Origin of the sequence: Streptomyces sp. V3I8, from assembly GCF_030817535.1 — a bacterium.
GTDB lineage: Bacteria > Actinomycetota > Actinomycetes > Streptomycetales > Streptomycetaceae > Streptomyces.
Map to the genome: position 1 here is coordinate 4,203,104 of NZ_JAUSZL010000002.1, position 11,814 is coordinate 4,214,917.

An 11,814-nucleotide genomic window follows, 5' to 3' on the forward strand; every position below is an offset into this window, starting at 1 on the left:
GTCGCTCGCCGAGAAGAGGTTAAAATCGCGGTTGACCAGCGAGGACAGGGCCTTCGCAGGTCCTGGGCGCAGGCGCGTCCTGTGGGCGACGTACCGTATGGGCGTGGGCTCAGGTACCGTGGAAGCCCTACGGACCGGTCTCTCCACGGAGAGTCCGTTCCAGATCATGAACGCGTGTCAAGACTCTGGGGCCGTCGAGCCTCATATCCAAGGGGGTCGAGCCATGGGGCGCGGCCGGGCAAAGGCCAAGCAGACGAAGGTCGCCCGCCAGCTGAAGTACAGCAGCGGCGGGACTGATCTGTCGCGTCTGGCCAATGAGCTGGGCGCTTCGACTTCGCAACAGCCGCCGAATGGCGAGCCGTTCGAGGACGACGACGAGGAAGACGACCCGTACGCCCAGTACGCGGATCTCTACAACGACGACGAGGACGAGGACGATGAGTCCGGTCCTGCGTCGCAACGCCGCGGGGCTTGACGCACCAGCTGCGCTCGTCGTTCTAGCTGCGCTTCACCCGGTCCGGGGTTTCTCACCGGACCGGGTTTTGTGCATGCCGCTCCGCAGGGAGCGGGGTGACTTTCTGTCGGCCGGCCAGCTGCGGGTCGGTGGGGGCCGGTCGCGCCGTTCCCCGCGCCCCTGACGGGGCGCGGGGTCGTCAGCGGGATGCGTAGTCGTTGATCAGGGCCGCGCCCGTCTCGTGGGCGCCGCGGTCGGTGATCTCGCCCGCCACCCAGGCCTCCACGCCCCGGTCGGCGAGGGTGGTCAGGGCCGCGTCCGCGGAGTCCTGCGGGACGATCGCGATCATGCCCACGCCCATGTTCAGCGTCTTCTCCAGCTCCAGGCGCTCCACCCGGCCGGTGGTGCCGACGAGGTCGAAGACAGGGGCCGGGGTCCAGGTGGCGCGGTCGACGATCGCGTGCAGGCCGTCCGGGATCACCCGGGCCAGGTTGGCCGCGAGGCCGCCGCCCGTGATGTGCGAGTACGCGTGCACGTCCGTCGTGCGGGTCAGCGCCAGACAGTCCAGCGAGTAGATCTTGGTGGGCTCCAGGAGCTCCTCGCCGAGCGTGCGGCCGAACTCCGCGACGTGGCTGTCGAGCTTCAGGTCCGCGCGGTCGAAGAGCACGTGCCGGACGAGCGAGTACCCGTTCGAGTGAAGGCCGGAGGACGCCATGGCGATCACCGCGTCACCCGTACGGATACGATCCGCGCCCAGCAGCCGGTCGGCCTCCACGACCCCGGTACCGGCGCCTGCGACGTCGAAGTCGTCCGGGCCCAGCAGACCGGGGTGCTCGGCCGTCTCGCCGCCCACCAGGGCGCAGCCCGCGAGGACACAGCCCTCGGCGATGCCCTTCACGATGGCCGCCACGCGCTCCGGGTGGACCTTGCCGACGCAGATGTAGTCGGTCATGAAGAGCGGCTCCGCGCCGCACACCACGATGTCGTCCATGACCATCGCGACCAGGTCGTGGCCGATGGTGTCGTACACGCCGAGCTGCCGGGCGAGGTCGACCTTCGTGCCCACGCCGTCCGTGGCGGAGGCGAGCAGCGGGCGCTCGTACCGCTTGAGGGCGGAGGCGTCGAAGAGGCCGGCGAAGCCGCCCAGGCCGCCAAGGCCCGCGACTTCGGGGCGCTGCGTCTTCTTCACCCACTCCTTCATCAGTTCGACCGCGCGGTCGCCCGCTTCGATGTCGACGCCCGCCGCTGCGTAGCTGGCACCAGTTGTCTCAGACATGAGGGTGAGGACTTTCGTGTCGTACAGCGGTGTCGCTGCGAGGTTGCTGCGCGGTCTTACGGACGACGGATCGCGTCGGCCGCGGCCGTGGCGGCGGGGCCCGCGGCCAGCTCGGTCTCCAGCAGCTGCTTGCCGAGCAGCTCGGGGTCCGGGAGGTCCATCGGGTACTCGCCGTCGAAGCAGGCACGGCAGAGGTTCGGCTTGTCGATGGTGGTGGCCTCGATCATGCCGTCGATGGAGATGTACGAGAGGGAGTCGGCGCCGAGGGAGGTACCGATCTCCTCGATGGTCATGCCGTTGGCGATCAGCTCCGCGCGGGTGGCGAAGTCGATGCCGAAGAAGCAGGGCCACTTCACGGGCGGCGAGGAGATCCGGATGTGGATCTCGGCCGCGCCCGCCTCGCGGAGCATGCGGACCAGGGCGCGCTGGGTGTTGCCGCGCACGATCGAGTCGTCCACGACGACCAGGCGCTTGCCCTTGATGACTTCCTTGAGCGGGTTCAGCTTCAGCCTGATGCCCAGCTGGCGGATGGTCTGTGAAGGCTGGATGAAGGTCCGGCCCACATACGCGTTCTTCACCAGGCCGGCGCCGAACGGGATGCCGGAGGCCTCTGCGTAACCGATCGCGGCGGGCGTCCCGGACTCCGGGGTCGCTATGACCAGGTCGGCCTCGACCGGGGCTTCCTTCGCCAGCCGGCGGCCCATCTCGACCCGCGAGAGGTAGACGTTCCGGCCGGCGATGTCGGTGTCCGGGCGGGCCAGGTACACGTACTCGAAGACACAGCCCTTGGGCTTCGCTTCCGCGAACCGGGAGCTTCGCAGGCCGTTCTCGTCGATGGCGATGAACTCGCCCGGCTCGATCTCGCGGACGTAGGCGGCGCCGCAGATGTCGAGGGCGGCGGACTCGGAGGCGACGACCCAGCCGCGCTCCAGGCGGCCGAGGACCAGCGGGCGGATGCCCTGCGGGTCACGCGCGGCGTAGAGGGTGTGCTCGTCCATGAAGACGAGCGAGAAGGCGCCCTGGACCTGCGGGAGGATCGTGGCGGAGGCCTCTTCGACGGTCAGCGGCCTGCCGTCGTCGTCGACCTGGGCGGCCAGCAGGGCCGTGAGCAGGTCGGTGTCGTTGGTCGCCGCGACCCGGGGGGTGCGGCCCTCCTGCTTGGGGAGGTCGGCGACCATCCCGGCCAGCTCCGCCGTGTTGACGAGGTTGCCGTTGTGGCCGAGCGCGATCGAGCCGTGCCCGGTGGCACGGAAGGTCGGCTGGGCGTTCTCCCAGGTGGAGGCACCGGTGGTCGAGTAGCGGGCGTGACCGACCGCGATGTGACCGAGCAGGGAGCCCAGGGATGCCTCGTCGAAGACCTGGGACACGAGGCCCATGTCTCTGAAGACGAGGATCTGGGAGCCGTTGCTGACCGCGATTCCCGCGGATTCCTGGCCTCGATGCTGGAGGGCGTAGAGCCCGAAGTAAGTGAGCTTGGCGACCTCTTCACCGGGAGCCCAGACTCCGAAGACGCCGCAAGCGTCCTGGGGGCCTTTCTCGCCGGGGAGCAGATCATGACTGAGTCGTCCGTCACCACGTGGCACGCCACCGAGTGTAGGCGAGATCGACCACTGGTCCGAATTGGGGAAGTGCCCGGACGGCGCCGCGGGGCGCCGCCCGCCGGGGGTCACTTCGCGGCGACGGCTTCCAGGCCCGCGCCGTTCGCGCTGGTCAGCGTGAGATCGCCGCCCTCCAGCCGGTATTTCACCGTGCCGCCGAAGAGCTTCAGCAGGGACCTCTCGGTGTCCATGAGTGAGTCGGAGCACATCTTCCGGGTGGTGCCCGGCGTGCCCAAAGTGATAGTGCCGTCGCCGACCGTGGCCTTCGCCGTCACCCTGTTGCAGCCGAGCTCGCCGCTGACGGTGCCCTTCGCCTTGTCGAAGGTCAGATGGACCCGGCCCTCGGCCTCGTCGGACAGGGCGACGGCGGAGCCGCCCTCCGTGCCGTCCTTCGCGTCGCTCTTCACCGTGCCGGTGACGTTCCACTTCGTGCCGTACAGGTCGGCGGGCTTGTCGGCGGTGAGGTTCACGGTGTATCCGTCCGCGGTGGTGAGCGTCAGCTCGTCGTCGTCGACCTCGGCCTTGATCGTGCTGTCGGAGATGGCCTCGCCGAGCTGCGACTCGAAGTCCATCGTGCCCTTGGCCGTGCAGGCCATCTTCGTCTTCACGGTGTCGTCGCCGACCGTGATCGTGTCGCCCTTGATCTCGGCGCTCGCCCCGAAGTGGTTGCAGCCGTAGTTGCCGCCGACCGTGCCGTCCTTCGCGAACTCGATGTGGGCGCCGGAGGGGGCGGCGTGCTCCTTGCCGTCGACGGTCACGCTCCGCACGTTCCACTGCTTGCCGGTGATCCCGGCGGCCTGCCGGGTGCCGACGGAGCTGGAACCGGATTCCTTGCCACCGCTTTCCGTGCCGCAGGCGGCCGTGGCGAGGAGTCCGGTGACCGCCAGGGCGCCGATACCGGCCCGGGTGCCGAGGGCGCTGAGGTTGAATCGCTGCGTGTGCATGTCGCTTCGACGGGGCGGGTGGGGTGTCTGGTTCCCTCGCCGCGTAACGGCCGCACAACGGCGGGCCCGGGTGCGCCGCCCCGGCCGGCGTGCGGGGTCAGCCCATCAGGGGAAGCAGTCCGCCCAGGTCGGCGCGTTCTCCGCTCGCGCGGACCTTCGCGTCGTCGAGGGCCGTCCTCCACCGCGTGCGCCCGGTCGCGAGGCGGATCCAGGTGAGGGGATCCGTCTCGACGACGTTCGGCGGGGTGCCGCGGGTGTGGCGAGGCCCCGGCACGCACTGCACGACCGCGTACGGCGGTACGCGCACCTCGGTGGAGGCGCCGGGCACCCTCACGGCGAGCGTGTCGGCCAGCAGGCGGGTGCAGGCGGCGAGGGCCTGGCGGTCGTACGGGATGCCGAGGCCCGGGACGGCGGCGTTCAGGTCGTCGGTGTGGACGACCAGCTCCACGGTGCGGGTGACCAGGTAGTCGGCCAGGGTCATCGCCCCCACGCGCGTGGCGAGCAGCCGGTCGCCGGGGGCGGCCGGCAGGCGCTCGGTGAACCTGGTCCCGGTGCGCTCGTACAGCGCGTCGAGGTCCGGCTCGGCGGCGGCGAGCGCGTGCACGTCGTCGTCGACCTCCGCCGCCCGCGGGGCCGTCGCGGACGGCCAGTCGAGCAGGGCGAGCGGGGGGCCGGCCGGCTCGTCCCCGTCCAAGCCGCGGCTCACGGCCTCCAGCGCCATGGTGAGGTGCGCGGCCAGCTCCCGCACGGTCCAGTCGCCGAGGGCGGTCGGCGCGGCGAGCTGCTCCGGGGTCAGGCCGCGTACGGCCGCCCGTACGCTCCCGAACTGGGCGAGCACCGCGGCGCGGGTCTTCGCCGGGTCGTAGGTACGGAGGCGTTTCTTGGCCGGGGGCATGCCATGAGCCTAGCGAGGCCTTGGGGGGCCTCGGGAGAGCGTCGGGTGCGGCCCGGTGGGGGCCGGCCGCGCAGTTCCCCGCGCCCCTGAGAGCCACGGGGCCGGGCGAGTCGGTACGGCGCGTCCGCCGGCGCCCCGTCAGGGGCGCGGGGAACTGCGCGATCGACCCCCACCGGGCGGAGGACGAACCACCGCCCGGTGGGGGCGCGCGCGACTACGCCAGGAGCGCCGGAATCGTGGCCTCGTGGGCCGTGCGGAGTTCGGTCAGGGGGAGGCTGAACTCGCCCTGGACCTCCACCGCGTCACCGTCGACGACACCGATGCGGGCGACGGGCAGCCCCCGCGCCCCACACATGTCGTTGAAGCGGAGTTCCTCGGAGCGCGGGATCGCGACGACGGCGCGGCCCGCGGACTCGGAGAAGAGGAACGTGAAGGCGTCGAGCCCGTCGGGTACGACGAGCCGGGCGCCCTTGCCGCCGAGCAGCGCCGACTCGACCACGGCCTGGATCAGACCGCCGTCGGACAGGTCGTGCGCGGCGTCGATCATGCCGTCGCGGGAGGCGGAGATCAGGATCTCGCCGAGCAGGCGTTCCCGCTCCAGGTCCACGGCCGGCGGCAGTCCGCCCAGGTGGTCGTGGACGACCTGCGACCAGGCCGAACCGCCGAACTCCTCGCGGGTGTCACCGAGCAGGTAGAGGAGCTGACCCTCTTCCCGGAAGGCGGCCGGGGTGCGGCGGGCGACGTCGTCGATGACGCCGAGGACCGCGACGACCGGGGTCGGGTGGATGGCCGCCTCGCCCGTCTGGTTGTAGAGCGAGACGTTGCCGCCGGTCACCGGGGTGCCCAACTGCAGGCAGCCGTCGGCCAGCCCGCGGATGGCCTCCGCGAACTGCCACATGACGGCCGGGTCCTCGGGCGAGCCGAAGTTCAGGCAGTCGGAGACGGCGAGCGGCTTGGCGCCGGTCGTCGCGACGTTCCGGTACGCCTCGGCCAGGGCCAGCTGGGCGCCGTGGTACGGGTCCAGCTTGGTGTAGCGGCCGTTGCCGTCCGTGGCGATGGCGACGCCGAGCCCGGACTCCTCGTCGATGCGGATCATGCCCGAGTCCTCGGGCTGGGCCAGCACCGTGTTGCCCTGCACGAAGCGGTCGTACTGGGAGGTGATCCAGGACTTGGAGGCCTGGTTCGGCGAGGAGACCAGCCGCAGGACCTGACTGCGCAGCTCCTGCGAAGTGGTCGGCCGGGGCAGCTTGTTCGCGTCGTCCGCCTGGAGCGCGTCCTGCCACTCGGGGCGGGCGTACGGGCGCTCGTAGACCGGGCCGTCGTGCGCGACCGTGCGCGGGTCGACGTCGACGATCTTGCCGCCGTGCCAGTAGATCTCCAGGCGGTCGCCGTCGGTCACCTCACCGATGACGGTGGCGATGACGTCCCACTTGTCGCAGATCTCCAGGAAGCGGTCGACCTTCGACGGCTCGACGACCGCGCACATCCGTTCCTGCGACTCGCTCATGAGGATCTCCTCGGGCGAGAGCGTGGAGTCGCGCAGCGGTACGTCGTCGAGGGTGACGCGCATACCGCCGGAGCCGTTGGAGGCGAGCTCGCTGGTGGCACAGGACAGGCCGGCCGCGCCCAGGTCCTGGATGCCGACGACCAGCTTCTCGGCGAAGGCCTCCAGGGTGCACTCGATGAGGAGCTTCTCCTGGAAGGGGTCGCCGACCTGCACGGCCGGGCGCTTCGACGGCTTGGCGTCGTCAAAGGTCTCGGAGGCCAGGATGGAGGCGCCGCCGATGCCGTCGCCGCCCGTGCGGGCCCCGTACAGGATGACCTTGTTGCCGGCGCCGGACGCCTTCGCGAGGTGGATGTCCTCGTGCCGCATGACGCCGATGGCACCGGCGTTGACCAGCGGGTTGCCCTGGTAGCAGGCGTCGAAGACGACCTCGCCGCCGATGTTCGGCAGGCCCAGGCAGTTGCCGTAGCCGCCGATGCCGGCGACGACGCCGGGCAGCACGCGCTTGGTGTCGGGGTGGTCGGCCGCGCCGAAGCGCAGCGGGTCCACGACCGCGACCGGGCGGGCGCCCATGGCGATGATGTCGCGCACGATGCCGCCGACGCCGGTGGCCGCGCCCTGGTAGGGCTCGACGTACGACGGGTGGTTGTGCGACTCGACCTTGAAGGTGACCGCGTAGCCCTGGCCGACGTCCACGACACCGGCGTTCTCGCCGATGCCGACCAGCAGGGCGTCGCTCTGCGGGGCCTTCTCGCCGAACTGGCGCAGGTGCACCTTGGAGGACTTGTACGAGCAGTGCTCGGACCACATGACGGAGTACATGGCGAGCTCGGCGCCGGTGGGCCGGCGGCCGAGGATCTCCACGACCCGCTCGTACTCGTCCTTCTTCAGGCCCAGTTCGGCCCAGGGAAGGTCGACGTCAGGGGTCTCGGCCGCGTGCTCGACCGTGTCCAGAGGCGTCCGGCTCATGCGTTGACCAGCTTCTTGAGGATCGAGGTGAAGAAGGGCAGGCCGTCGGTGCGGCCGGAGCCGACCAGGGGCTCCACGGCGTGCTCCGGGTGCGGCATGAGACCCACGACGTTGCCCGCCGCGTTCGCGATGCCGGCGATGTCCCGCAGCGAGCCGTTGGGGTTGCCGTAGCCGTCGGCCGCGTCACCGCCGGTCACGTAACGGAAGGTGACCCGGCCCTCCGCCTCGAGCATGTCGAGGGTGCGCTCGTCGGCGACGTACCGCCCGTCCATGTTCTTCAGAGGGATGTGGATCTCCTGGCCGGACTCGTAGTCGGCGGTCCAGGCGGTCGACGCGTTCTCCACCCGCAGCTTCTGGTCGCGGCAGATGAAGTGGAGGTGGTCGTTGCCGAGCATCCCGCCGGGCAGGAGATGCGCCTCGGTGAGGATCTGGAAGCCGTTGCAGATGCCGAGCACCGGCATTTCCGCCTTCGCCTGCTCAATGACGGTCTCCATCACCGGCGAGAACCGCGCGATGGCACCGGCGCGCAGATAGTCGCCGTACGAGAAACCGCCGCACAGCACCACCGCGTCGACCTGCTTGAGGTCCTTGTCCTTGTGCCAGAGGGCGACGGGTTCGGCGCCGGCGAGCTTGATCGCGCGCTGGGTGTCCCGGTCGTCGAGGCTTCCAGGGAAAGTGACGACGCCGATACGAGCGGTCACTTTCCGGCCTCCACGACTTCCTCGACCTTGACGACGAAGTCCTCGATCACGGTGTTGGCGAGGAAGGATTCGGCGAGTTCGTGGATGCGGGCGAGCGCGGCGTCGTCCACCGGCCCGTCAACTTCCAGTTCGAATCGCTTTCCCTGACGTACGTCGGAGATGCCTTCGAAACCGAGACGCGGCAGTGCACGCTGCACCGCCTGGCCCTGGGGGTCGAGGATCTCCGGCTTGAGCATGACGTCGACTACGACGCGTGCCACTGGCACTCCCGGTGTGTGGTGCTGAGCAGGTTCCTTCAGACTACCCGTACAAAATTTCTACGCGGGTAGATTCGTAGGAAAGTACGTGACGGTCATCACGATTCCGCATCGAGGGGCTATCGTCGGGCGCCTTCGCGAAAAATCCTGGGAAAGATCCGGATCAGGACCGGGCTTCCTATTGCCCTGCGGACACGCCAAGGGATTTAGTCGAGCTTCACATTGGATTGCCGAGCACTGTACAAATGAATTGGCAATACCAGATACTTTGCTCAATCACCCATAAAAGCAGCCGGACAGTCGGCACCTGTGCACGCCGTCGGGCGTCGCCGGAGAGGTGCCGCACGAAGGGACCGATATTCGTGGCGCAGCGTGTCGTAGTCACTCTTTTCGACGACATCGACGGCTCGGAAGCGGCGGAGACGATCGCCTTCGGCCTGGACGGCAAGTCGTACGAGATCGACTTGAATCCGGCGAATGCCGAGCGGTTGCGCGCGGCGCTGGAGCCGTACGTGGAGGCCGGGCGGAAGCGGTCGCGGTCCGGCAAGGCGTACCGGGAGACCGCCGTGGCCCCCGATCCGGCCGCCGTGCGGGCGTGGGCGCAGTCCAACCGGTTCGAGGTGCCCGCGCGGGGGCGGATTCCGAAGCGGGTCTATGAGGCGTTCGCCGCGGCGCAGTGAGCGGGGGTCGGGCCTGGGCCCTTGCCCGCCGGGGCGGGCGGCCCCATGGGGCGGGTAGGGGCGGTTGTTCGTCGGGTGCGGGTGGCGGGGGCTGAGCGCGCCGTTCCCCGCGCCCCTGAAAGCGGGGGCCGCGCCTTCGTGGGCGGGTTCCTCGCGACCCTGGCGGGGGTCGCCCGTGGGGGGCATCGGGGCCTGGGAGGCGTCGACTTGCGTTGCACCCCTGACCATCGGCTACAGTTCGGAGCACGCCGAGGGGCAAGGCCGAAAGGCCCGGCTCACCGGAGTCACGCGGGTGTAGTTCAGTAGCAGAACATCCCCCTTCCAGGGGGAAGGCGCAGTGTGCAATTCCTGTCACCCGCTCTGCATCGCCAGTACGGCCGATCTTCGGATCGGGTAGGCTGACGAGCGCGCCGATCGGTGAAAGCCGGTCGGAGGCAATGCGGACGTAGCTCAGTTGGTAGAGCGCAACCTTGCCAAGGTTGAGGTCGCCAGTTCGAACCTGGTCGTCCGCTCCGCTGAAGAAGAAAGACCCCGGTCAATCGACCGGGGTCTTTCTCGTGCGCCCGCCTTCGCCCGCCTTCGCCCGCCTGCGTCCACCTGCGGACGCCTGCGCGAGCGACTTCGCGGGCGACTGACATTTGTCATGTGCAGCGGTGACAGTCCGCACTGCCGCCGGCCGCCGGCCGCCGCCACGCTTGGGTCATGACTACCAACGAGCCCGTGATCGAGGTCACCGACCTGCGGCGCGTCTACGACGGAGGGTACGAAGCGGTCCGAGGGGTGTCCTTCGAGGTCGGCCGCGGCGAACTCTTCGCCCTGCTCGGGACCAACGGCGCCGGCAAGACCTCCACCGTCGAACTGGTCGAGGGCCTCGCGCGCCCGGCGTCGGGACGCGTACGTGTCCTGGGCCACGACCCGTACACCGAGCGCTCCGCGGTGCGCCCCCGCATCGGCCTCATGCTCCAGGAGGGCGGCTTCCCGTCCGAGCTGACCGTCTCGGAGACGGTCCGCATGTGGGCGGGCTGCACGAGCGGCGCCCGGCCCGAGAGCGAGGCCCTGTCACTGGTCGGTCTCACCCGCCGGGCCGGCGTACGCGTCAAGCAGCTGTCCGGCGGCGAGAAGCGGCGCCTGGACCTGGCGCTCGCCCTCCTCGGACGGCCCGAGGTGCTCTTCCTGGACGAGCCGACCACCGGCCTCGACGCCGAAGGGCGCCAGGAGACCTGGGAGTTGGTGCGCGAACTGCGCGCGACGGGCACCACCGTGCTGCTCACCACGCACTACCTGGAGGAGGCCGAGGGGCTCGCCGACCGGCTCGCGATCCTGCACGCCGGGCGGATCGCCGTCTCCGGCACCCCGGCCGAGGTCACCGCCTCCCAGCCGTCGCGGATCTCCTTCGAACTGCCCGCCGGCTACTTCCCCGGCGACCTTCCGCCCCTCGACTCCCTCGGCGTCACCGGGCACGAGACCGTGGGACGGGTCCTGCGGCTGCGTACGAACGAGCTGCAGCGGGCCGCCACCGGACTGCTGGTGTGGGCCGAACGGGCCGGCGTCGAGCTGCGGGGGCTCGACGTGCGCTCCGGGTCCCTGGAGGAGGCGTTCCTGCGGATCGCGCGGGACGTGTCCGAGCGGGACACCCTCGCGGCATCCCCCGCGCGGACCGCCGTGGACACGAAGAACCCCACCCGCCCGGACAAGGAGCACGCCGCATGAGCACGGACACCGTGAACAGGACCGCACCCCCGGCCCCGGCCGTGACCGCGGCCGGGCGCATGGCCTCCCTCGCGCGCGCCGAACTCACCCTGCTCGCGCGCAGCAGGGCCACCTTCTTCGCGGCCGTCTTCGTGCCGCTGGTCCTGCCGCTCAGCGTGCGTTCGACGGTCGAGGACATGGACCTGGCGGGGGCCGGCCTCTCGGTCGGCTCGGTCATCCTGCCCTCCGCCGTCGGCTTCTCCCTCCTGTTCGCCGTCTACAGCTCACTGGTCAGCGTCTACGCCGCCCGCCGCGAGGAGCTCGTTCTCAAGCGGCTGCGCACCGGGGAGCTGCGGGACGCGGAGATCCTGACGGGTGCCGCCGTCCCGTCGGTCCTCATCGGCCTGGTGCAGTGCCTGGTGCTGGTGGGCGTCTGTGCGGCGCTGCTCGACGTGGGGGCGCCCGAGGCACCCCTCCTCGCCGTGCTGGGGCTGCTGCTGGGGCTCGTGATGTGGCCGGCGCTCGCGGCGGTGACCGCGAGCTTCAGCCGGAGCGTGGAGGGCGCCCAGGTGGCCGCGATGCCGCTGCTGCTCCTGTCGATGATGGCCTCCGGCACCGTCGTGCCCTTCGAGGTCATGCCCGACCGGGTCGCCGCCGTCTGCGAGCTGCTGCCGCTGTCCCCCGTGATCACGCTGGTCCGCGGCGGCTGGGAGGGCAGCCTCTCCGCCTACGAGGCCCTGGGCGCGGTCGCGACGGCGCTGGCCTGGACCGTGCTCGCGGTGTTTGCTGTACGGAAGTGGTTCCGCTGGGAGCCGAGGCGCTGAGCGGAAACAGGACTGGGGCCGGC

General features: G+C 70.5%; 11 protein-coding genes and 2 tRNA genes. 6 read left to right on the plus strand and 7 right to left on the minus strand.

The features are described 5' to 3' along the window. The first annotated feature begins 223 nt into the window (after positions 1–223). A complete protein-coding gene (locus QFZ75_RS18605) occupies positions 224–475 on the plus strand; it encodes a DUF3073 domain-containing protein (protein WP_149512621.1) in 252 nt (83 codons plus the stop codon). A 178-nt stretch (positions 476–653) separates the two neighbouring features. On the opposite strand, the gene purM is transcribed toward QFZ75_RS18605, so the two are convergent. From purM to purS, 7 genes are all read right to left on the minus strand, one after another. Further along, positions 654–1,730 (minus strand): phosphoribosylformylglycinamidine cyclo-ligase, encoded by a 1,077-nt coding sequence (purM, locus tag QFZ75_RS18610; RefSeq protein WP_307538351.1) that lies wholly within the window; start codon positions 1,728–1,730, stop codon positions 654–656. A gap of 56 nt (positions 1,731–1,786) precedes the next feature. After that, positions 1,787–3,313 (minus strand): amidophosphoribosyltransferase, encoded by a 1,527-nt coding sequence (gene purF, locus QFZ75_RS18615; protein ID WP_307538352.1) that lies wholly within the window; start codon positions 3,311–3,313, stop codon positions 1,787–1,789. Positions 3,314–3,396: 83 nt separating this feature from the next. Continuing rightward, entirely contained in the window at positions 3,397–4,272 is an 876-nt protein-coding gene (locus tag QFZ75_RS18620) for an META domain-containing protein (RefSeq protein ID WP_307538353.1), read from the minus strand. 97 nt (positions 4,273–4,369) lie between these two features. After that, positions 4,370–5,167 carry a maleylpyruvate isomerase family mycothiol-dependent enzyme gene (locus QFZ75_RS18625; protein ID WP_307538355.1) on the minus strand — a complete coding sequence of 266 codons (798 nt, stop codon included), beginning with the start codon at positions 5,165–5,167 and terminating at the stop codon, positions 4,370–4,372. Positions 5,168–5,381: 214 nt separating this feature from the next. After that, positions 5,382–7,640, minus strand: coding sequence for a phosphoribosylformylglycinamidine synthase subunit PurL (gene purL / locus QFZ75_RS18630; protein ID WP_307538357.1), 2,259 nt, complete (start codon positions 7,638–7,640; stop codon positions 5,382–5,384). Continuing rightward, entirely contained in the window at positions 7,637–8,341 is a 705-nt protein-coding gene (gene purQ / locus QFZ75_RS18635) for a phosphoribosylformylglycinamidine synthase subunit PurQ (RefSeq protein ID WP_307538359.1), read from the minus strand. Before purQ ends, purL begins: the two co-directional genes overlap by 4 nt. After that, entirely contained in the window at positions 8,338–8,601 is a 264-nt protein-coding gene (gene purS, locus QFZ75_RS18640; RefSeq protein WP_307538361.1) for a phosphoribosylformylglycinamidine synthase subunit PurS, read from the minus strand. Before purS ends, purQ begins: the two co-directional genes overlap by 4 nt. A gap of 359 nt (positions 8,602–8,960) precedes the next feature. On the opposite strand from purS, the gene QFZ75_RS18645 reads away from it, so the two are divergent. From QFZ75_RS18645 to QFZ75_RS18665, 5 genes are all read left to right on the plus strand, one after another. Continuing rightward, complete coding sequence (locus tag QFZ75_RS18645; protein WP_307538363.1) at positions 8,961–9,278, plus strand: Lsr2 family protein; 318 nt, start codon at positions 8,961–8,963, stop codon at positions 9,276–9,278. A gap of 288 nt (positions 9,279–9,566) precedes the next feature. Then, positions 9,567–9,638, plus strand: a tRNA-Gly gene (locus QFZ75_RS18650). A 79-nt stretch (positions 9,639–9,717) separates the two neighbouring features. After that, positions 9,718–9,790, plus strand: a tRNA-Gly gene (locus QFZ75_RS18655). 190 nt (positions 9,791–9,980) lie between these two features. Next, positions 9,981–10,988 (plus strand): ABC transporter ATP-binding protein, encoded by a 1,008-nt coding sequence (locus QFZ75_RS18660; RefSeq protein WP_307538365.1) that lies wholly within the window; start codon positions 9,981–9,983, stop codon positions 10,986–10,988. After that, positions 10,985–11,791, plus strand: a complete 807-nt coding sequence (locus QFZ75_RS18665; protein WP_307538367.1) for an ABC transporter permease — start codon at positions 10,985–10,987, stop codon at positions 11,789–11,791. The genes QFZ75_RS18660 and QFZ75_RS18665 overlap by 4 nt, the downstream gene beginning before the upstream one ends. The last annotated feature ends 23 nt before the right edge of the window (positions 11,792–11,814 follow it).